Origin of the sequence: Paenibacillus curdlanolyticus YK9 (assembly GCF_000179615.1) — a bacterium.
Classification (GTDB): Bacteria; Bacillota; Bacilli; order Paenibacillales; family Paenibacillaceae; genus Paenibacillus_T; species Paenibacillus_T curdlanolyticus.
The window spans coordinates 352,045-372,786 of record NZ_AEDD01000003.1 but is presented as its reverse complement, the minus strand read 5'-3'; the positions used below and the strand labels follow the sequence as shown (position 1 = coordinate 372,786).

18 protein-coding genes are annotated in these 20,742 nt (G+C 53.7%); 17 read left to right on the top strand and 1 reads right to left on the bottom strand.

The annotated features are described in order from the left end of the window. Positions 1-29 precede the first annotated feature (29 nt). The 6 genes from tsaE to PAECUDRAFT_RS07425 all read left to right on the top strand — a co-directional run bounded on the left by tsaE (position 30) and on the right by PAECUDRAFT_RS07425 (position 7,787). On the top strand, positions 30-539 hold the full coding sequence (gene tsaE, locus PAECUDRAFT_RS07450; RefSeq protein WP_006037505.1) for a tRNA (adenosine(37)-N6)-threonylcarbamoyltransferase complex ATPase subunit type 1 TsaE: 510 nt from the start codon (positions 30-32) through the stop codon (positions 537-539). Further along, positions 536-1,387: a tRNA (adenosine(37)-N6)-threonylcarbamoyltransferase complex dimerization subunit type 1 TsaB gene (gene tsaB, locus PAECUDRAFT_RS07445; protein ID WP_006037504.1), complete on the top strand. Its 852-nt coding sequence runs from the start codon at positions 536-538 to the stop codon at positions 1,385-1,387. The genes tsaE and tsaB overlap by 4 nt, the downstream gene beginning before the upstream one ends. After that, the gene (gene rimI / locus PAECUDRAFT_RS07440) at positions 1,384-1,875 is read left to right on the top strand and encodes a ribosomal protein S18-alanine N-acetyltransferase (protein WP_006037503.1); all 492 of its coding nucleotides are present in this window, start codon (positions 1,384-1,386) and stop codon (positions 1,873-1,875) included. Before tsaB ends, rimI begins: the two co-directional genes overlap by 4 nt. Then, positions 1,872-2,972, top strand: coding sequence for a tRNA (adenosine(37)-N6)-threonylcarbamoyltransferase complex transferase subunit TsaD (gene tsaD / locus PAECUDRAFT_RS07435; RefSeq protein WP_006037502.1), 1,101 nt, complete (start codon positions 1,872-1,874; stop codon positions 2,970-2,972). The genes rimI and tsaD overlap by 4 nt, the downstream gene beginning before the upstream one ends. A gap of 1,056 nt (positions 2,973-4,028) precedes the next feature. Beyond that, entirely contained in the window at positions 4,029-5,642 is a 1,614-nt protein-coding gene (locus PAECUDRAFT_RS07430; protein ID WP_006037501.1) for a 2-isopropylmalate synthase, read from the top strand. A 534-nt stretch (positions 5,643-6,176) separates the two neighbouring features. Next, positions 6,177-7,787, top strand: coding sequence for a catalase (locus tag PAECUDRAFT_RS07425; RefSeq protein WP_040711897.1), 1,611 nt, complete (start codon positions 6,177-6,179; stop codon positions 7,785-7,787). 186 nt (positions 7,788-7,973) lie between these two features. Here PAECUDRAFT_RS07425 and PAECUDRAFT_RS07420 read toward each other — a convergent pair whose 3' ends face one another. Continuing rightward, positions 7,974-9,911, bottom strand: coding sequence for an ABC-F family ATP-binding cassette domain-containing protein (locus PAECUDRAFT_RS07420; RefSeq protein WP_006037499.1), 1,938 nt, complete (start codon positions 9,909-9,911; stop codon positions 7,974-7,976). A 227-nt stretch (positions 9,912-10,138) separates the two neighbouring features. On the opposite strand from PAECUDRAFT_RS07420, the gene PAECUDRAFT_RS07415 reads away from it, so the two are divergent. From PAECUDRAFT_RS07415 to groL, 11 genes are all read left to right on the top strand, one after another. Further along, complete coding sequence (locus tag PAECUDRAFT_RS07415) at positions 10,139-10,780, top strand: 5-formyltetrahydrofolate cyclo-ligase (protein ID WP_006037498.1); 642 nt, start codon at positions 10,139-10,141, stop codon at positions 10,778-10,780. Next, positions 10,768-11,244, top strand: coding sequence for a cyclic pyranopterin monophosphate synthase MoaC (gene moaC, locus PAECUDRAFT_RS07410; RefSeq protein ID WP_006037497.1), 477 nt, complete (start codon positions 10,768-10,770; stop codon positions 11,242-11,244). Before PAECUDRAFT_RS07415 ends, moaC begins: the two co-directional genes overlap by 13 nt. A gap of 40 nt (positions 11,245-11,284) precedes the next feature. Then, positions 11,285-11,785, top strand: a complete 501-nt coding sequence (locus PAECUDRAFT_RS07405) for a MogA/MoaB family molybdenum cofactor biosynthesis protein (RefSeq protein ID WP_006037496.1) — start codon at positions 11,285-11,287, stop codon at positions 11,783-11,785. Beyond that, entirely contained in the window at positions 11,775-12,818 is a 1,044-nt protein-coding gene (locus PAECUDRAFT_RS07400; protein WP_006037495.1) for a molybdopterin-binding protein, read from the top strand. The genes PAECUDRAFT_RS07405 and PAECUDRAFT_RS07400 overlap by 11 nt, the downstream gene beginning before the upstream one ends. 58 nt (positions 12,819-12,876) lie before the next feature. Next, positions 12,877-13,113: a twin-arginine translocase TatA/TatE family subunit gene (locus PAECUDRAFT_RS07395; protein WP_006037494.1), complete on the top strand. Its 237-nt coding sequence runs from the start codon at positions 12,877-12,879 to the stop codon at positions 13,111-13,113. A gap of 46 nt (positions 13,114-13,159) precedes the next feature. After that, entirely contained in the window at positions 13,160-13,984 is an 825-nt protein-coding gene (gene tatC, locus PAECUDRAFT_RS07390) for a twin-arginine translocase subunit TatC (protein WP_006037493.1), read from the top strand. A gap of 167 nt (positions 13,985-14,151) precedes the next feature. Further along, positions 14,152-15,300 carry an endospore germination permease gene (locus PAECUDRAFT_RS07385; RefSeq protein ID WP_006037492.1) on the top strand — a complete coding sequence of 383 codons (1,149 nt, stop codon included), beginning with the start codon at positions 14,152-14,154 and terminating at the stop codon, positions 15,298-15,300. A gap of 74 nt (positions 15,301-15,374) precedes the next feature. Continuing rightward, on the top strand, positions 15,375-16,739 hold the full coding sequence (locus PAECUDRAFT_RS07380) for a spore germination protein (protein ID WP_267879176.1): 1,365 nt from the start codon (positions 15,375-15,377) through the stop codon (positions 16,737-16,739). After that, on the top strand, positions 16,736-17,881 hold the full coding sequence (locus PAECUDRAFT_RS07375; RefSeq protein WP_006037490.1) for a Ger(x)C family spore germination protein: 1,146 nt from the start codon (positions 16,736-16,738) through the stop codon (positions 17,879-17,881). Before PAECUDRAFT_RS07380 ends, PAECUDRAFT_RS07375 begins: the two co-directional genes overlap by 4 nt. A 168-nt stretch (positions 17,882-18,049) precedes the next feature. Further along, a complete protein-coding gene (gene groES / locus PAECUDRAFT_RS07370) occupies positions 18,050-18,331 on the top strand; it encodes a co-chaperone GroES (RefSeq protein ID WP_006037489.1) in 282 nt (93 codons plus the stop codon). An 89-nt stretch (positions 18,332-18,420) separates the two neighbouring features. After that, entirely contained in the window at positions 18,421-20,055 is a 1,635-nt protein-coding gene (gene groL / locus PAECUDRAFT_RS07365; RefSeq protein ID WP_006037488.1) for a chaperonin GroEL, read from the top strand. The last annotated feature ends 687 nt before the right edge of the window (positions 20,056-20,742 follow it).

Genomic DNA, 20,742 nt, shown 5'->3' with positions numbered 1-20,742 from the left:
ATCACGAGCAGAAGGAGAACGGTGAACGAATGGACAAGCAGGTAAAGACGATCTTCGAATGGGAGGGCGAGTCGGAAGCCGACACGATCGAGCTGGCGCAGCGGATCGCCCAGTGGGCGGAGCCGGGTACGGTTCTGGCGCTTGATGGCGATTTGGGAGCGGGCAAAACCCGGTTTTCCCAAGCTTTTGCTGCGGCGCTGGGCGTGGCAGGCATCGTGAACAGTCCGACCTTTACGATTATCAAAGAATACGAGGGGCGCTCGATGCCCTTTTATCATATGGATGTGTACCGATTGTCGGTTGATGAAGCGGACGATCTGGGCTTGGATGACTATTTTTTTGGCGAAGGCGTTACGATTGTGGAATGGGCAAGCCTTATTGAGGAATTGCTCCCGCCCGATCGGCTCCATCTTCGCATCGCGAACCTGGGGGATCAGCGACGGCAATATGAGCTAAAAGCGATTGGGGCGCGCGAATCGGCATTCGTGCAGGAGTGGTCCCTATGGTTGGAGCAACAGCAAGGAGGAAAGCGGGCATGAGCGGAGCAATAGAGCAAACAAACGCGGAGAAACGGCCGGTCGTCCTCGCGTTGGACACGTCGACGGCGACGATGGCGATGGCGATCGTGCAAGGCACCGAGGTGCTGGGCGAAGCGCATTCGCTCGCGGAACGCAACCATTCCGTCGAGGTCGTCTCCAAGCTGAAAGGTTTGTTGGCTTCCCGCGGATTAACGCAGCAGGAGCTTGGCGGCATTGCAGTAGGCAAGGGCCCAGGCTCCTATACCGGCATGCGGATCGGGGTAACGGTTGCGAAGACGCTGGCATGGGCATGGCAATTGCCTCTTGTAGGCGTTTCCAGCTTGGAGGCATTAGCCTTCGGCCAGATGAACGGAAAATGTTCGGCGGCTATCGGCGCGGACGAGGCATCAGTCGATGAGCAGTGGTTCGTTCCGATCATGGACGCGCGCCGCGGGCAGGTGTATACGGCGGCGTTCGTCAGCAACGGCAAAGCGGATTGGCAGCGCATGGCGGATGACGGCATTCGTCTGATGAATAGCTGGGCGGATCGGCTGCATACGTTGGCAGCCGAGCATCGCAGCGGGGCGCAATCATCGCAGGCTGGCAGCCTGTCGATTACAATTGGCGGCGATGTGCAGGTGCACGAAGCCGAGCTGATTCGACTGCGCGAGCTGTGTGCGGGCATCGGCGTGCAGGTCGACTATGCGCAGGCGCTGATGGAAGGGCGAAGCGTCGCGCTTCTTGGCGCTGCCCGCATTGCCAGAGGCGAGCAGGAAGACGTGCACGCATTCGTGCCGAACTATACGCAGCTGACCGAGGCTGAGGTTAAGCTGCGCGAGAAGCAGCAAGCGGAGCGTGAGAGCCAATGAGTGACGCAATCGAGCATTCGAACATATCCTTCCGTAAAATGCGCCTGGCGGACATCCCGTTCATCGTATCGATCGAGCAGGAAGCATTCACGACGCCGTGGACGGCGGAAGCGTTCACGAATGAGCTGACCAACAACCATTTTGCTCGTTACATGGTTATGGAGGACGCTACAGGCATTATTGGCTATGGCGGCATGTGGACCATTATCGACGAGGCGCATATCACGAACATTGCCGTGCGTCATGACCGCCGAGGCATGGGACTTGGCGAGCTGCTCTTGCGCCGGCAGATGGCCGACGCGGAGGAGGCCGGCATGCTGCGGATGACGCTGGAGGTACGCGTCACGAACGAGCGCGCGCAGCGCCTGTACGGGCGGCTTGGCTTTGAACCTGCAGGCTTGCGGCCGGGCTATTATTCGGATAACAACGAGGATGCGCTCATTATGTGGGTCGAGTTGAGCGCGCCTTGGACGGGAGTACAGCAATGACGAACAAGTATGAGCAACAGACAGCTACAGATGCAAGTGCAAATGCCAGCGCAGAGGCGCTCAATGAAAAAAGCCTCCTGCTTGCGATCGAGACAAGCTGTGACGAAACGTCAGTCGCGGTTGTTCGCGATGGGCGGCATATATTGTCGAACGTTATTTCCAGCCAGATCGACACGCATCGCCAGTTCGGCGGCGTCGTGCCTGAAATTGCATCCAGACAGCATGTTGAGACGATTACGCTCATGATGGAGCAGGCGCTGGAGCAAGCTGGCGTTAAGCCCGCCGAGCTGTCTGCTATTGCAGTTACGCAAGGACCCGGTCTCGTAGGTGCGCTGCTTGTGGGCGGCGTGGCGGCCAAAACCTATGCGATGGCGCTGGATATCCCGCTAATCGGAACGCATCATATCGCCGGACATATTTATGCGAATGCGCTGGTTCACGATATCGTTTACCCTTGCATGGCGCTGGTCGTATCCGGCGGGCATACCGAGCTGGTGCTGCTGGAGCGCGAAGGCTCCTTCCGCATCATCGGCCGTACGCGGGATGACGCAGTCGGAGAGGCTTATGACAAAGTGGCGCGGGCGCTGGAATTCCCTTATCCAGGCGGACCGCATATCGATAAGCTCGCCGTGAGCGCAGACGACGTCATTGAGCTGCCGCGCGCTTGGCTGGAGCCTGATTCGTATGATTTTAGCTTAAGCGGCTTAAAATCTGCGGTTCTTGCTGCGATTAATCAGGCGCGGATGAAAGGCGAAACGCTCCGAACAGCTGCGCTTGCACGCGGTTTCCAAGAGTCGGTCATCGATGTGCTGATCGGCAAATCGATGCGTGCCGTTCGCGAATTCGGCGCGCGCCAGCTGCTGCTCTGCGGCGGTGTTGCGGCGAATCGCGGGCTTCGCACGGCGCTTGCAGCCAGCTGCGAGGCGGCTCAAATTCCGCTGCTCGTACCTCCCTTCGAGCTGTGCACGGACAATGGCGCAATGATCGGCGCAGCCGCGCATTTGAAGTGGAAAACCGGCGAATTTACATCGCTCGATATGAAAGCTGATCCGCAGCTGTCGCTCGAAGCGTGGTCAGTGGGAAGTCCAACTGCTTAAAAAATAGGGTGTTGACATTGGAATGTGCGTGTGCATATAATAGCTTCAACAGATCGCATATTGAATAATTCCAAACGCGACGAACAGGAATAGTAAGAGCAACCGGGGATGGCTAGCCTGACGGAATGTCGGCTGCCGCTAGAGAGCTGCGGGGGGGGGTGCAACGCAGTCGAAGGGGATCTGAAGCTCGCCTGGGAGCGGAGTGGCGGAATCGTTCATCTCGAAGTCGATTCGTCGACGACCGGATGCTCGACCGTACGCCATTACGGTTTACCCCCGATATAAGGTGCGTCATTGTCTTAGTCCGGCCGGATAGGACAATGCGCTTAAGGTGGGCGTTCAATCGGGTTATTCCGAATCGGATGTCAACAAGAGTGGTACCGCGCGGGCATACACAGCCTGTCGTCTCTTGCAATACAAGAGACGGCAGGCTTTTCTTGTTGTCATCAGATTGCGTACGATCGCTGCGAGTTGGAATGTTAAGCGAATCCTGTTGAAGCTTTACGATGATCAAACCAGATGAATCAAGCCGATTCCATCACGTTGACACATTACACATACGGAACATTGAGATCTCCATACGAGATTTGCATAGAAACAACCATAACAACAACCAGCATAGCAATAACGCAATGAACAGGAGCAGTACGACGATTCGGGGTGCCAGAGAGCTGCGGGACGGTGCGACGCAGCCGAACGAACGTTGGAAACTCGCCTGAGAGCGGAACGGTGGAACAAGGGAAAGGCGGAGCGTTGCTCCCGCGAATCGCTTGCGTACATCGTTACGGCCCGTCCGGCCGTTACCCGGGACGCCGACAAGCTGAATGGCCCCGAAGTTGTGGACCAGGCATTGTCGGCACAAAGCGGACTCGGCCGCCTGCAGCGTACAATCGCTGAACAGGCTACGAGTCAACGAGAGTGGTACCGCGGCAGCGGCTTGAACACAAGCCTGTCGTCTCTTATTCGCCCTGGCAGATGCCGGAGCGGGAGACGATAGGCTTGTGTTTTTTATTTTTACAGGTTCACCTAAACCTAAATTGAGCGGAGGAAATAACTATGACGAACCAATCCCCTATCGAGATGAATAAAAACCGGATCCAAATTTTTGATACAACGCTGCGTGACGGCGAACAATCCCCGGGAGCTGCTGTTGATTCCGGCCGTAAAATCGTCATTGCCCGCCAACTGGCAAAACTGGGCATTGACGTCATCGAGCCAGGCTTCCCGATCTCAAGCCCGGGCGACTTTGCAGCTGTCCAGCAAATCTCGCGCGAGCTGCAAAATGTGGAAATCGCAGGCTTCGCCCGCTGCATGCGACCGGACATCGACGCGGCAGTCCGGGCAACGGAAGACGCGGCTCGCCGCCGCCTGCATCTGTTCATCTCCTCGTCGGACATTCATCTGGACTTCCAGATGCGCAAATCGCGCGATCAGGTCATTCAGATGGCGCGAGACATGATCAGCTACGGCAAGCAATTCGTTGATGAAATCGAGTTTTCGGCGATGGACTCGACGCGCACCGGCCATGAGTTTCTGATCACGATGGTTGAAGCGGCAATTGAAGCGGGCGCGACGATCATCAACATGCCGGATACGACGGGCTATGCGATGCCGCATGAGATTGAGGAGCTGTTCCGTACGGTGCGCCGGGAGGCGCGCGGTGCGGATAAGGTTCGATTCAGCGCCCACTGCCATAACGATCTGGGCATGGCGGTTGCGAACAGCATCGCGGCAATTCGCGGCGGAGCAACGCAGGTCGAGGTTACTGTTAACGGCATCGGCGAACGGGCGGGCAACTGCTCGCTGGAAGAGCTGGTCATGGCAATCGAGACGCGCAAAGAGGCGCTGCAGGCCGAGACGGGCATTGTGCAAGCCGAAATTTTCAACACCTCGCGTCTGGTCAGCCGCACGATGCGCTTCCCGATCGCCTTCAATAAGCCGATCGTCGGACGCAATGCGTTCCAGCATGAATCCGGCATTCATCAGGATGGCCTGCTGAAAAATCGCAATACGTTCGAGATCATGGACCCTGAGGCAATGGGCATTCCGCGCAGCATGATCATTCTGGGCAAATCGTCAGGCCGCCACGCGATCAAGCATCGCCTGTCCGAATACGGCATTCAGGTGAGCGATGATCAGATGCAGGGCATTTACGAGAGGTTCATCGAAATCGCTGACGTCAACAAAATCGTGACGGATAGCGAGCTGGTCCGGATTACGGGCGAAGCGACCGAAACACAGCCCGATCCGTTCGTTCTGGTTGATCTGCAAGTCGTGTCCGGTACGCAGCGTTCCCGTGTAGCATCGGTTACGGTTCGCGATTCAGTCGGTGAGGAGCGCTCATACTCGGCTGTCGGTGAAGGGCCGCTGGAATCGGTCATCCGCTGCATTCAGCAGGCGATCCCGAATGCCGGCGAGTTCGAGGATCTGGAGCTGCACTCGCTGTCCACTGGAGAAGGCGCGTACGGCGAAGCGGTCGTGACGACCGTTTATGAGGATCAGCGTTATCGCGGCACGGCGATTCACAAGGATATTGTGCTGGCTGCGGCGCAGGCCTATGTAGCAGCGTGCAACCAAGCGATCATGAGCAACAGCCGCAAGGCAGAGTCAGGGACGACAGCTGCTGGTCAAGCCGGGCAGGCGGAAGCGCCGGTACAATCGGCAGGTTAATCGGCGATTCGCTTCATCTATTCGAAAAGAGCAGTTCCACAGGCGGTTCGGCCTGCGGGACTGCTCTTTTTACCATTTATCCACAAACGATCACCAAATTGTTGATAACGCTTTCAAATGCTTGCTGGGCCTCGGTTTATCGAAACATGTAATTGTGATGTAAAGGTGGACAACTTTTTCACAGGCTGATTGTGGATAATGTGGATAACGTGGACAAAAGGGAGGGGATGCAGTGCTAAGGTCGTAGGCCATTCGACAAACCGCTATTTCTCTTACATTATTCGAGATTGATTTCGACAGAATTGTATAACAATTTATTCACGGGTGTGGATAAACCTGTGGATGAGGTGCATAGTTTTGGAAATAACGAAAAGCAGCCTCTAGCTAGCTCTTCCAGCGCTGGTTTGGATAGACAGGACGTGCATAACTCCGATTCGGGTGAGAAATAATGGAGGAGGTACCAGCAACAATTGCGAACGGAGGAACGAGATGGTTTCTAATGATCATAAGGGCAAACCGAATCAAAGGGAGAGCATGCCCGATCTTCAGGCGGGCAGTGCTTCCGATACGCGATTTGCCGAGGGAGAGACAGAGCAGACGCTAACGAACCGCCAGGGGCATCCTGTCACCGATAACCAGAATGTACGGACGTTGGGCAGCCGCGGGCCGACCGCGATAGAGAATTACGATTTTCTTGAGAAAATCTCGCACTTTGACCGAGAACGCATTCCCGAACGCGTCGTTCATGCGCGAGGCGCAGGGGCGCATGGCTATTTTGAGGCATATGGCAAAGCTGGCGACGAGCCGGTTTCAAAATATACGCGGGCAAAGCTGTTTCAGCAAGCGGGCAAACGGACGCCTGTATTCGTCCGCTTCTCGTCGGTTATTCATGGCGGGCATTCGCCAGAAACGCTGCGCGATCCGCGCGGCTTTGCGGTGAAATTTTATACCGAGGACGGCAATTGGGATCTGGTCGGCAACAATTTGAAAATCTTCTTCATCCGCGATCCGATCAAGTTCCCGGATATGGTGCACGCGTTTAAGCCGGATCCTGTAACGAACATTCAGAGCAATGAACGTTTCTTTGACTTCGTATCCAATTCGCCAGAGGCGACGCATATGGTGACCTTCCTGTTCTCGCCATGGGGCATTCCCGCCAACTATCGCCAGATGCAAGGCTCAGGCGTGAATACCTACAAGTGGGTGAATGAACAGGGGGAAGCGGTGCTGGTCAAGTATCATTGGGAGCCGCTGCAGGGCATTCGCAATTTTACGGCTGCGGAAGCGGAGCAGGTGCAAGCCAAAAACTTTAATCACGCAACGCAGGATTTATATGAAGCAATCGAACGCGGCGAGCATCCGGCCTGGGAGCTGTGCGTCCAAATTATGAGCGATGACGAGCATCAGGAGCTTGACTATGATCCGCTCGATCCGACGAAGTTGTGGGACCCTGAGCAGTTCCCGTTCCTCCCCGTTGGCAAAATGGTGCTCGATCGCAACCCGGCAAATTATTTTGCCGAGGTGGAGCAGGCAGCGTTCGGCACGGGCGTTCTTGTGGATGGACTCGACTTCTCTGATGATAAGCTGCTGCAGGGGCGCACGTTCTCCTATTCGGATACGCAGCGCCATCGCGTCGGAACCAACTATTTGCAGCTGCCGATCAATGCGCCGAAGAAGCATGTGGCGACGAACCAGCGGGATGGGCAAATGGTGTATCAGGTCGATATAGCGCCTGGACAAAATCCGCATATCAATTACGAGCCTTCATCGCTTGGCGGGCTGCAGGAGGCGCAGCAGCGGGGCAAGGAGCATGAGCCTGCTTATAACGCTAAGCTCGTCCGTCAACGGATCGAGCGGACGAATGACTTCGCCCAAGCGGGGGCGACCTATCGCAGCTTGGACGAAGTGGAGCGCAGCGACCTTGTCGCCAACCTCGGGGCGGCTTTGTCCGAATGCCGAGATGTCATCCGCAACCGGATGGTCGACCACTTCACGCAAGCGGACCCCGAGTACGGCGCAGCCGTTGCGCAGGCGATCGAGCAGTCGCTGAAGAGGGGCGGCAGCGACTCGCATGTCGGGACGGAAGCGGCGAATGACGGGATGGAGATTGCGTCCGAGCTCGGCCATCCGTCGGATCGGTACTAGTAAGAGGAGCGAATGTAAGAGCCGAAGCACAGTCCTTCCGCGCAAGCAGGGAGATTCGACCAAGGAATATGCCTTTATTGTTAGGCAGACGCTAAGCAATAAATGATAGATTAAAAAAAGCGGAAGCCATGGGTATATTTCAGTCCATGGTTTCCGCTATTTTTGTATGCTATTGCTTCTAATTCGCTAGCCCACAAGACCTTCCCACTGCTCATACACGGCAGCCAGCTCGGCTTTCTTCGATGCGACGTCGCCTTGTATCGATTGGATGCGCACATAATCGTTGAACACCGAAGGATCGGTGAGCGCAAGCTCAAGCGCTGCAATCTCTTCTTCCAGCCGTGCAATTTCGCCCTCTAGCTGCTCAAGCTTGCGCTGGCGGGTTCGTTCGTCACGCTTGGCTTGCTTGTCCGCTTCATAAGAGGTTGGCGCGGCTGTTTCTACAGCAGTCGATTGCTTGCTCTTCGACGTGGTGGACGCCTCGGCCTGCGCGGCAAGCTCTTCACGTTCCAGCTTTTTCTCGATCATATGGTCATAATTTCCCAGGAAATGCTGGCAGCCATCCGGCGTTAATTCGACAATACGCTCCGCCATTTTGTTTAAGAAGTAACGGTCATGCGAGATGAACAGCAGCGTGCCGTCATAGTCCAACAGCGCGGCTTCGAGCACCTCTTTACTGAACAAGTCAAGGTGGTTGGTCGGCTCGTCGAGAATAAGGACGTTGGCGCGGTCGAGCATCAGCTTGGTCAAGGCGACGCGAGCCTTCTCGCCCCCGCTTAGCGAGGAGACGCTCTTCTGCACATCATCGCCGCTGAATAGGAAATTGCCGAGCACCGTACGGATACGGGATTCCTCTAAGCCCGGAAACGCGCTCCATACTTCCTCCAACACGGATTTCGTGCCTGTCAGCGTAGCTTGCTCCTGGTCATAGAAGCCGAGCTTCACATGCGTTCCCCAGCGAAATTCGCCTTCCGCCAGCGGCTGCTGATCGATCAGCGCTTTGAGCAGCGTGGACTTGCCGATCCCGTTAGGGCCGACAAGCGCAACCGTTTCGCCGCGTTCCAATCGGAAGGAGACGTTGCGGAACAGCGGCTTGCTGCTGCCCTCGAATGCGACGGAAAGCGATTCGGCATGAAGCACGTCTTTACCGGTCTGACGGTCGATTTCGAAGGAAAAATACGCTTTTTTGAGCTCGCCTAACGGCTTGTCCATTCGTTCCATCTTATCGAGCGCTTTGCGCCTGCTCTGCGCACGCTTGGTGGTCGAGGCGCGCGCAATATTTTTTTGGATGAATTGCTCCAGCTTCGCGATTTCATCCTGCTGCTTCTCGAACATTTTCAGCTGGGATTCATACTCGGCTGCCTTGAGCTCGATGTATCGGCTATAGTTGCCGGTGTAGCGTTTGGCGGCATGACGCTCGATCTCAATGATGGTCGTTGCCAGCGCATCGAGGAAATAGCGGTCATGGGATACGACGAGCAGCGAGCCGTTATAGCTGCGCAGGTAGCCTTCCAGCCAAGTGAGCGTTTCGATGTCCAAGTGGTTGGTCGGCTCATCGAGCATGAGCAGCTCTGGCGCTTGGAGCAGCATGCGCGCGAGCGCCAAGCGGGTCCGTTGTCCGCCGCTTAGCGTCGAGATGATTGTCGCTGGATCGAACTGCCCGAAGCCCATGCCGTGCAGGACGCTTTTAATGCGAGTATCCATCTCGAAGCCGCCCTCGGTGCGAAAATACTCCGAACGCGCCGCATAGCGGGCCAGCGTTTCCTCGTAACGTTTTTCGTTCTGCTGCAGCTCAGGGTCGGAAATCGCCACCTCGAGCTGGCGAAGCTCTTGCTCCGTATCGATTAGATCGCGGAACACCTCGCGCATTTCTTCTATTATGGTGCGGTCGGATTGCAGCCCGCTGTTCTGGGCAAGATAGCCAATCCGCGTTTCTTTTGCTTTGTAAATCGTACCTGAGTCGGGCGAAATAACGCCCGCGATCATTTGCAGCAGCGTCGATTTGCCGGCGCCATTCACGCCGACGAGCCCGACTCGCTCGCGCTCCTGAATCTGGAATGTTATGCGAGATAGAATCGGCGTGATGCCGTAGCTTTTGGTCAAGTCGGATACTTGAAGCAGCATGGTCAGGATAGCCTCCAATTTCGATATCGGTTCATTCGTTTATTAGGTCATATTAGGATAGCAGCTGTTGAAAACTCGGTCATTTGGACTTTACCTTCTATAGGGACAGTTTACATGATTCCGTTCGTTTGCGAAACTATATGCGCATTGGCGAAAGCGGAATAACAATGGTAAACTAATAGCGATATAGAAGCTTACGTGATGGAAAAGAAAGGCAGCGATAGCGGATGGTCGATGAGAGGAAGGGGCAAAAGTCGGAGCTGCGCGCGACGATGAAAGCTAAACGGGATGCCCTGAGCATCGCTTCACGCGCCGAATGGTCATCGGATGCTTGCGCCAGACTGGGCCAATTGCTCGAATCGGAGGGCGTATCGACCGTGTTTGTCTACGTGCAGCTGCGAAGCGAGCTCGACACTTCGCCCTTGATCGAATGGTGCTGGCGGAGCGGCGTTGCAACGGCTATGCCTCGCTGCGAGCCTGATGGACGGACGATGACGCTGTATTGGATTCGGGAATGGGGCGATCTCGCGCTTGGCGCATACGGGATTCGAGAGCCGAATCCGGAGAAGGCAACGCCATGCGGCAACGCTTTTATCCCGGATGCCGTAATCGTGCCGGGCTTGGCGTTCGATCGAACGGGCGGCCGACTTGGCTATGGAGCCGGCTTTTACGACCGGTATTACGATGCGCTGCAAGCTGCAACCGGGATCGAAGGAGGCTTGATGCCGCCGTGGCTTGGCTTGGCTTATGAGGAGCAATTGGTCGAGCAGGTGCCAACGGATGGTCATGATGCCTACATGGATGCGATCGTGACGGAGCAGGCGATTTACCGAAGTGGACGGAGGAGCGGTACGACATGGAGTCTTTGACACATTTTAATGAACAAGGCCGGGCGCGGATGGTCGACATTACGGATAAGGATGTCACCTCGCGTACGGCAATTGCGGTAACGACGATTACGATGCGGCCGGACACCTTGCAGACGATCAAAGCCGGCAAGATTGGCAAAGGCGATGTGCTCGCAGTAGCGCAGGTGGCGGGCATTATGGCAGCGAAGCAGACGTCGGCTTGGATTCCGATGTGCCATCCTATTGCGCTAAGCGGCGTGAATATCGCTTTTGACGATAATGGGCAGGACGAACTATATATTGAAGCAACTGTTAAGACGACCGGCAAGACAGGCGTTGAGATGGAGGCGCTGACGGCGGTTTCCGCCGCAGGCTTGACCGTGTATGATATGTGTAAGGCGCTGCAGAAGGATATGACGATAGGACCGACACGGTTAATGGAGAAAACCGGCGGTAAGAGCGGGGACTACCGGAGCGGGAGCTAGCCTGCTGCCGAATAACCGCAAGTGATGGGAGGAATTGTTCATGAAATGGAAAGTGGCGATTCTGACAGCGAGCGACAAAGGTTCCAAGGGGGAACGTGAGGATACGAGCGCGCAAGTGATCCGGGAGCTGGTAGAGGAAGAGCTGAACGGCGAAATTGTCGATTATCGCATCGTGCCTGACGAACAGGACGAAATCATGGCCGCGCTGATCGAAATGACGGATTATTATCAAGCCGATCTGGTGCTTACGACGGGCGGGACCGGCTTGGGCCCGCGGGACGTAACGCCGGAGGCGACGATTAAGACGGCGGACCGGCTGGTGCCGGGCATATCGGAAGCGATGCGGATGGGCGGCATGAGCCGGACGCGTAGAGCGATGCTGTCCAGAGGCGTGAGCGGAATTCGCGGCCGATCCCTTATCATTAATTTGCCGGGCAGCCCGAAGGGCGTTCACGAATGCCTCATGCAGGTGATGGATCAGCTGCCGCATGCGCTGGGCATCGTTTCGGGCCGAATCGGAGAGCATGCCAATGAGCGCTAATGGGAACGAGTTAAGCGCTGGTCGCGAGACCGTCATGCGCGAAGTGCCGGTCACGCATGCGATCGGCATGCGACTTGCTCACGATCTGACGCAGATTGTCCCAGGGAAATTCAAGGGGCGCAAGTACAAACGCGGCCATCTCATTACCGAGGCGGATATTCCAGGGCTGCTGGATATCGGCAAAGAGCATATTTATACGCTTGAAATTGGCGACAACGATTTGCATGAGGATGACGCAGCCGGCCAGCTGGCATCTGCGCTTCTGGGTGATGGCCTGACGCTAACGGAGCCGCATGAGGGCAAAGTGACGCTGCGCTCGGAGCGGCTGGGCCTTGCAGTAATTCCTCCGGCTCTTGTTGAGGCAATCAACGAGATTGGCGACATTGCGCTGGCGACGGTAAAGCGCCATGCGCTTGTGTCGATCGGCCAGCCGGTTGCGGCTACCCGTGCGATTCCGCTGGTGCTGCCCAAGGCGAAGGTAGAGGCAGCGTTGGCGCAAATCGAAGCTTATCGAGCGGCCAACGGCGGTGAGGCGCCCATTCAAGTGCGCCCGCTCAACAAGCTGCGCATCGGTCTGCTGACAACGGGCGGCGAAGTGTTCAGCGGACGAATCGAGGATAAATTCGGGCCTGCGGTACGAGCGAAGCTGGAAGCGTTAGGATCGGAGGTTGGCGAGCAGCGGTTCTCGCCGGATGACCGACAAACAATTGTCAATCATATCCGTTCCTTGTATGACAAAGGGTATGATATGATAGTAGTAACTGGAGGTATGTCCGTTGACCCGGATGATCGCACGCCAGGCGCAATCAAGGAAGCCGGGGCTGATATCGTCAGCTACGGGACGCCGATGCTGCCGGGCTCGATGCTGTTGATGGGTTATCTGAACGGAATTCCTATAATGGGCCTGCCAGGATGCGTTATGCATGATCCTTACACGTCGTTCGATGTGCTGCTGCCGCGTATTCTCGCCGGTGACATCATTACTCGTGCAGATATTGTAAGCATGGGGTACGGCGGGTTATACGGCTGTTAAGCCATGGATTGACGTTTTATAATGATGAATACTCACTTGAAGCGAAGAGGTGATTACATTGTTCAGTGGTATTGGACCTACAGGCATTATTTTACTGGTTCTGATCGCGCTGTTGCTGTTCGGACCGAATAAGCTGCCGGAGCTGGGACGGGCATTTGGCCGTACGCTGCGTGAGTTTAAAGCGGGGGCTCGCGACATCATGGATGACACTTCTGAAGATCGCAAGTCGAAGGATCGGATCGAAGTGAACCGGACGGACGACGTTCAGTCCAACAATAAGCGGCTTCCGGATTAATCCGGGCCGTTTTTTTCTGTAGCATAAGCGTAAGGAGTGAGCCAACATGGCTGAGCAACACAAGTCTGCTTCTGAACCGTCGGCGGCCAAGATGAGAAAGCGAATAAGCGAAGAGGGGCTCATGCCGTTATTGGAGCATCTGGGCGAGCTGCGGCGTCGCATTTTTTATTCGCTGATCGTGCTTTTGGTCGGTTTAGGAATCGGGCTCTATTTTGCCAAACCGCTTTATCTGTTCGTCATTGAGGACGGTCCGATGAAGGGCGTCGATCTGCATACGTTCTCGCTATGGGACGGCATCGGAATGTATATGAAGTTCGCGTTCCTTATTGCGCTTGTCCTCGTGCTGCCTTTCGTGTTTTTCCAGCTATGGTCGTTTATCAAGCCGGGCCTTTCGGAGAAGGAGCAGCGTGCGACGCTGAAATACATCCCGTTCGCGCTTGTGCTGTTTTTAATGGGCCTATCCTTTTCTTATTTTGTCATTGCGCCGATGGCATACGAATTTACGACGTCGGTTTCGCGAAGCCTAGGTCTCATTGAGACATATGGTGTTATGCAGTACATAACGTTTTTGTTTAACATTCTCATTCCGATTTCATTGCTGTTCGAGCTGCCGCTCGTCATCATGTTTCTGACGAAGCTGCGCGTGCTCAATCCGCTTCGTTTGCGGAAGATGCGCCGGATTGCGTACTTCGTCATGATCTTCATCGGAACGGTCATTACGCCGCCAGACGTCATTTCAGATATTCTCGTATCCATCCCGCTGCTCGTGCTGTATGAAGTGAGCATCTTCTTGTCTGGCAATGTCTATAAGAAGCAGCTGGCTGCAGATGCGGCGTGGGAGAAAGAATACGAACAATTCGATAATGAATAGTTGAAATCGAAGCGAATATGCAAGCCAACTGAAGCCGCTCTCGGCATGCCCTGGATATTAGGGCGTGTCGAGGGCGGTTTTTGTTTTCGACAAATTTCCTGTATTCGACAATAAAGGTATGTTTATGATCGCGTTGGGGAAAATAGGGGCGATGGAGGTGAGTGTCCGTGAAAGGCGACAAGATATTCGGATTATGGCCGTTATCAATGATGCTGATCCTGTCGGTTGGCCTCGTGAATCATGTTGTCGTTATTCCTTTGCTCCTTGATTCCGCTAAGCGCGATAGCTGGGCTAGTGTCCTGATATCCGTTCCGATCGTACTGCTGTGGGCGCTTTTTCCGCTAGCGTCCCTTTTAAAATCGATGAGAAATCAGTCGATCCACGAATGGCTGGGTGGGCGTGTATCCGCGTTTGCGAAGTGGATGCTGTTAGCGCCGATTGTCGGTTTGCTTTTATTTACAGCCTTTCATACGATTATCGATGCCGTTTCATTTGCAAATGCGACCTATATCCCGCTTACGCCGGATGTTGTGGTTTGCTTCGTATTCGTCCTTTTATGCGCATACGGCGCGTTAGCTGGGCTGCGGACGATCGCATTCGTTTCATGCATTCTGCTTCCGATTGTTGTTGTTCTAGGCGATTTTGTTATGTCAGCGAACATCCCGCACAAGGATTATAAATTTTTGCTGCCGATTGCCGAGCATGGCTTTGGCCCGATTATGGATGGCTCGCTTTATTCGCTTAGTGCGTTGGCTGAAATTTATGTCTTGCTCCTGGTGCAGCCCCATATCAGCCGCAATTTCAGCCGAAAGGGACTGAGCCTTCTTATTGTTTTCTTGGCCATCCTAACATTGGGGCCGCTTACTGGAACAATTGCCGAGTTTGGCCCGTTCGAAGGGGAAAAGCTTCGTTTTCCGGCCTTCTCGCAGTGGCGTTTGGTAACGATCGGCAACTATATCGAGCATGTCGACTTTTTTGCGATTTATCAATGGATGTCAGGCTCGTTTATTCGAACCTCCATGGCGATTTATCTCGTTACAGAACTGCTGTTCCGTACACGGCGCGGTCAGATTCATGGGATCATTTGGCTGTCGCTCATTTTTGGCATTATGACGACATTCACGCTGCATCGACAACTTATTTATCGTGATTTGCTTCAGCATTACTTTTATTACACTGGCATATTGGTTTTATTGCTTACGCTCATGCTGTGGGGAATAGCGGCCGGAAGCAAAAAGCGAGGGAGTGGCGGCAAGGCGGCTGGGCATCGAGCCCAGAGGGGAGAAGAATTGCCCGAAGGAGGCGAAAGCAGTTGAAGCAAACATTGAATCCAACGCATAAAAAGGAGGGCCCATCGGCTGAACGCTCGTTTTCGCGATGGACAGACACTGTGAATCGCTGCGGGGATGTTAGCATGCGCCAAATACCTATCGGCAAAAGCGGGGAATTGTCGGTTCATTTATTCTATTGCATAGGCATGATAGATAGCCGTGAGTTTCAGATGAGCGTGCTGGATCAGCTTGAGCATTGGGAGCCGGGCGATGGGCACACTGCACCGCCTATTTTTGTCCCATTAGAAGACGATACGAGCGAGGAACTGGCGTTTCAAGCGTTAGCCTCGGGCACGTTAATCGCCATAATTGAAGACCGGTGGTACCGGGCGGACATTAATAGCCAGCCCGGCCGCCAGCCTGAAGAATCGACGATGGAAGTGTCGCTCAAAGGTCCGCGGGATGGCTTCGTCGAGAAAATTGAGATCAATATCGCGCTTGTGCGCAAGCGTCTGCGGACGCCTGATTTACGCTTTGAATTCCGGACGATAGGCAGCGCAACAGGAACGCAGGTTGCTGTTCTCTATATGGCTAACAAAGCTGAACCCTATCTGATCGAAGAGATGAGGCGGCGCTTGGATGAGATCAAAATCGAAGCCTTATATAGCTCAACGCAGCTAGAGGAACTCATTTCGGACCGTCCGATGTCTTTGTTCCCGTTAGTTGATTATATGGGCCGTCCTGATTTTATCGTGGAGACGCTTATGAATGGGCGGATAGCTGTTATCGTGGATGGGTCGCCTTCAGCGATTATTGCGCCAACATCCATTACGCTATTGATCAAATCGCCGGAGGATGCGCATCTTCCGTATCACTATGTTTCGCTGGAGCGGCTATTGCGTGCGATCGGGCTGGCGATTGCCCTTTGCCTGCCAGGCTTTTGGGTAGCGCTTTCCGCCTTTAATAGCGATCAAATTCCGTTCGCGATGCTTGCTACCGTGACGGTGTCGCGTTCAGGCTTGCCTTTGTCTGCTCCCATGGAAATGATGCTAATGCTCGCTATGTTCGAGCTTTTTCGTGAGGCGGGCGTTCGACTGCCGCGTCCAGTCGGCCAAACCGTATCCGTAGTCGGCGGATTAATTGTCGGGGATGCGGCCATTCGTGCAGGGCTTACGTCTCCCACGATGCTCGTGGCGGCTGCTGTAACGGCCGTTGCGACATTTACGCTCGTCAATCAAAATTTGAATGGCTCGGTCAGCGTAATCCGGCTGTTTATATTGGTGCTGTCCTCGATACTGGGCATTTTCGGCTTATTTGTCGGCCTGTTCGTAGTCATCGTGTATATGTGCTCTCTGGAATCGTTCGGACAGCCTTATATGCTGCCGTTGGCTCCTTTCCGTTGGAAGCAGTCGCTAGGCGCGCTTCTTCAACTGCCGTGGTCGCTGCGGCGGGGCAGGCGCAAAGGGCAAGGCGGCAGCGCATGAGCACGCGTCTTATTGGTAGAGCCATTCGTTTGGTGCTGGCAGCCGCTGCGATGCTGACCTTAAGCGGATGCTGGGACGAGGTTGATTTGCAGGAGGTCGGCTATGTAACGGCTCTGGGCATTGATTATGTGGATGGCAAGTACGAGTTGTACGGCGAGATGATTGGCTTCAATACCGTTGCCAAAACGGAAGGCGTCCAACCGGCAGAGGGAGCCAATACGTGGACGGGACGCGCGGAGGGAAAAACGCTGTTAGTTGCTTTTCAACAATTAATGAGATCCACGCAATATCAACTCAGTCTGGATCATCTCAAGTCGCTTGTGATCAACGAGCGTGCAATAGGGATGCTCGATGAGGTGCTGGACGGATTGAACCGGCAGCGGGCGTCGCGTTACACCGTATGGGTGTTTGGCACGAAGGAGCCGTTCGATAAGCTGTTTGGGGCAGACACGATTTTTAACCGTTCGCCTCTCGTAAGCGTGTTGTATTCCCCAAAACTGATATTCGAACAGGACAGCTCCTATCTGCCTTTAAATATGCAAATGTTTATTCAGCAGCTCGATGAGCCGAGCTATACGACGATATTGCCCAATATAAGCACGAATAACGTGGCATGGAAGCAACAGCAAAAGTCGCTTAATCTTTATCAATTAAATGGCGTGTACACCTTTAAGAACCGTCATTTCAACAGCTATATCGAGGATACCGCAATTAATGGCTTGCGGTGGATTCAACCCAAATTCTCGCATTCCATCGTCGGATTTCAAGTCGGTGACGGCCGCGTATCGATATCCGTTGACAAGGTGAAGTGGAAAATCAAGGATGGGGGCGGGAATCCTCGCCGATTCCGAGTAGAGCTTGCCCTTCGCATCCATACGATTGAGATCGAGGGAAATCACACATCCAAGGAAATCGAAGCGGCTACGAACCAGTTTGTGAAAAATGAAGTGAAAAAAACGTTCCTGGCAGGATTGGAGAAGAAAGCTGATCTGCTTCAATTAAGGCTTCACCTGTATCGGTATCACAACGCTTACTGGAAGAAATACGCATCTGACGATAATTGGCTGCCGGGCGCGGACGATGTAACGATAGAAGTCCGCAGCGTATTAAAGAATAGCGGCAAATACGACCTGAGGGATTAAATCCGGTCGAGTTCGGTTATTTCGTTTGTTAAAAAACAATAAAACAAGCGGCTGGGCACTTGAAATATGGACGCAAAATGAGTATTATAAAGTTGGTTGTTAGCACTTGACTCGTATGAGTGCTAACAGAAGAAAAAACGTAACATTTTCAAAAGGAGGCTATTTTTCATGATCAAACCTTTGGGTGAACGCGTATTGGTAGAGCCGATCGCGAAAGAAGAAACGACGGCAAGCGGAATCTTGCTGCCAGACACGGCGAAAGAGAAGCCGCAAGAAGGCAAAATCATCGCGGTAGGCAGCGGTACGCTGAAAGACGGCGCTCGCATCGCGCTTGAAGTACAGGTTGGCGATCGCGTCCTGTTCTCCAAATACGCAGGAACTGAAGTCAAATACGAAGGCAAAGAGTATTTGATTATGAAGGAAAGCGACATTCACGCGATCCTGGGCTAATCGTCCGCGATTGAATCGACATACATGCAAGGCCATAACGGAGCGGAAGCTCTGCATACATCAAACCGATTAATGGGAGGTCATTGACGATGGCAAAAGAAATCAAATTCGGCGAAGACGCTCGCCGCGCTATGCTGCGTGGGGTAGACGCGCTTGCTAACGCAGTGAAAGTGACGCTCGGTCCTAAAGGCCGCAACGTCGTATTGGAGAAAAAATTCGGCAGCCCGTTGATCACGAACGACGGCGTTTCCATTGCAAAAGAAATCGAGCTCGAAGATGCATTCGAGAACATGGGCGCACAGCTTGTTAAAGAAGTTGCGACCAAAACGAACGACGTTGCTGGCGACGGCACGACGACGGCTACGGTTCTTGCTCAAGCGATGATCCGTGAAGGTCTCAAGAACGTAACGGCTGGCGCTAACCCAATGGTTATCCGCAAAGGTATTGAGAAAGCGGTTCGCGCTGCTATTACGGAACTGCAATCGATCGCTAAGCCGATCGAAGGCAAACAATCGATCGCACAAGTTGCTTCGATCTCCTCGGCTGACGAAGAAGTAGGCCAATTGATCGCAGAAGCAATGGAAAAAGTCGGCAACGACGGCGTAATTACGGTTGAAGAATCCAAAGGCTTCGCAACGGAGCTTGAAGTGGTTGAAGGCATGCAATTCGACCGCGGCTACCTGTCGCCTTACATGATCACGGATACGGATAAAATGGAAGCTGTCCTCGACAACCCATACATCCTGATCACGGACAAAAAAATTACGAACATTCAAGAGATCCTTCCGGTTCTCGAGAAAGTCGTTCAATCCGGCAAGCAATTGCTGATCATCTCCGAAGACATCGAAGGCGAAGCGCTCGCTACGCTGCTCGTTAACCGCCTGCGCGGCACGTTCACGTGCGTTGGCGTTAAAGCGCCAGGCTTCGGCGACCGCCGCAAAGCAATGCTGGGCGATATCGCTGCTCTGACTGGCGGCCAAGTCATCACGGAAGAACTCGGTCTTGAGCTGAAATCGACGACGGTTGACCAACTCGGTACGGCTCGCCAAATCCGCGTAACGAAAGAAAACACGATCATCGTCGACGGCGCTGGCGACAAAGCCGACATCGATGTTCGCGTAAGCCAAATCCGCGCACAGCTGGAAGAAACAACGTCCGACTTCGACCGCGAGAAACTGCAAGAGCGCCTGGCTAAACTGGCTGGCGGCGTAGCGGTTATCAAAGTCGGCGCAGCAACGGAAACTGAACTCAAAGAGCGCAAACTGCGCATCGAAGACGCCCTGAACTCGACACGTGCAGCTGTCGAAGAAGGTATCGTTTCCGGTGGCGGTACGGCACTCGTGAACGTATACAAAGCAGTTGCAGCTGTTGCTGCAGTTGGCGACGAGCAAACAGGCGTTAACATCGTGCTTCGCTCCCTCGAAGAGCCAATCCGCACGATCGCAGCGAACGCAGGCCAAGAAGGCTCCGTTATCGTTGAGCGTCTCAAAAACGAAAAAATCGGCGTAGGCTACAACGCAGCTACTGGCGAGTGGGTAAACATGTTCGAAGCGGGCATCGTTGACCCAGCGAAAGTAACGCGTTCCGCTCTGCAAAACGCAGCATCCGTTGCAGCTATGTTCCTGACGACGGAAGCAGTTGTTGCTGACAAGCCTGAGCCGAAGGGCGCAGGCGCTGGCATGCCGGATATGGGCGGCATGGGCGGTATGGGCGGCATGATGTAGTAAGTGCCCTAAGCCCTTGATTTATTATGGGTTTGAGGTGTCGATATTTCCCGCGTAATTATTAAAGGTAATATCGAAGAAAAATTAGAGGCTTCTCATGAGTTCAGTGAACTTATGGGAAGCCTCTTTTTTTATTCGTTGTTACGTCGTCCCTGAGGCCGAGACGCTCTGATTTTTACCAGAACTACACTTACTCACTATTAAAGTCGTTATTGATATCCGTCTAGTGGAAAAGAAGGGGTTTAACAGATGTTTTGTTATTTTGAAGAATATAAAGTTTTACTTGTTAATTTCTGATAGCCCAGATATCCTTCCGGAGCGGAAGCCACGGTGTTGGCTGCATTAAAATTGGTAAGATTTCCAATTAAAATATGATATCTATTACAAATTTGTAATGACATACAACTCATTATTGAACAAAGCATGGAGGTCTAATGAGCTACAGTGTCTTACAAAATCTATAGTTGCACATTCGAATATTACAAAATTCGACAAGAACATGGTTCTAATTACCCATATTTATAACTATTAAACATTTGCTATACTGTTCTTAAATTTCTATAATTTATAAATGTATAGGTATAGTGGAAAAAAAGAGGTTGATTCATACGCTTGATTGCTGTTATGCCATGCCGTTAGGGACTACTCATTTTTTTGGAAACTGATTGCTTTGCCTCTTCCAAGAGT

Coding starts and splice junctions, on each gene's coding strand:
- tsaE (WP_006037505.1), top strand. CDS start 30: ATGGACAAGCAGGTAAAGACGATCTTCGAATGGGAGGGCGAGTCGGAA.
- tsaB (WP_006037504.1), top strand. CDS start 536: ATGAGCGGAGCAATAGAGCAAACAAACGCGGAGAAACGGCCGGTCGTC.
- rimI (WP_006037503.1), top strand. CDS start 1,384: ATGAGTGACGCAATCGAGCATTCGAACATATCCTTCCGTAAAATGCGC.
- tsaD (WP_006037502.1), top strand. CDS start 1,872: ATGACGAACAAGTATGAGCAACAGACAGCTACAGATGCAAGTGCAAAT.
- PAECUDRAFT_RS07430 (WP_006037501.1), top strand. CDS start 4,029: ATGACGAACCAATCCCCTATCGAGATGAATAAAAACCGGATCCAAATT.
- PAECUDRAFT_RS07425 (WP_040711897.1), top strand. CDS start 6,177: ATGCCCGATCTTCAGGCGGGCAGTGCTTCCGATACGCGATTTGCCGAG.
- PAECUDRAFT_RS07420 (WP_006037499.1), bottom strand. CDS start 9,911: ATGCTGCTTCAAGTATCCGACTTGACCAAAAGCTACGGCATCACGCCG.
- PAECUDRAFT_RS07415 (WP_006037498.1), top strand. CDS start 10,139: ATGGTCGATGAGAGGAAGGGGCAAAAGTCGGAGCTGCGCGCGACGATG.
- moaC (WP_006037497.1), top strand. CDS start 10,768: ATGGAGTCTTTGACACATTTTAATGAACAAGGCCGGGCGCGGATGGTC.
- PAECUDRAFT_RS07405 (WP_006037496.1), top strand. CDS start 11,285: ATGAAATGGAAAGTGGCGATTCTGACAGCGAGCGACAAAGGTTCCAAG.
- PAECUDRAFT_RS07400 (WP_006037495.1), top strand. CDS start 11,775: ATGAGCGCTAATGGGAACGAGTTAAGCGCTGGTCGCGAGACCGTCATG.
- tatC (WP_006037493.1), top strand. CDS start 13,160: ATGGCTGAGCAACACAAGTCTGCTTCTGAACCGTCGGCGGCCAAGATG.
- PAECUDRAFT_RS07375 (WP_006037490.1), top strand. CDS start 16,736: ATGAGCACGCGTCTTATTGGTAGAGCCATTCGTTTGGTGCTGGCAGCC.
- groES (WP_006037489.1), top strand. CDS start 18,050: ATGATCAAACCTTTGGGTGAACGCGTATTGGTAGAGCCGATCGCGAAA.
- groL (WP_006037488.1), top strand. CDS start 18,421: ATGGCAAAAGAAATCAAATTCGGCGAAGACGCTCGCCGCGCTATGCTG.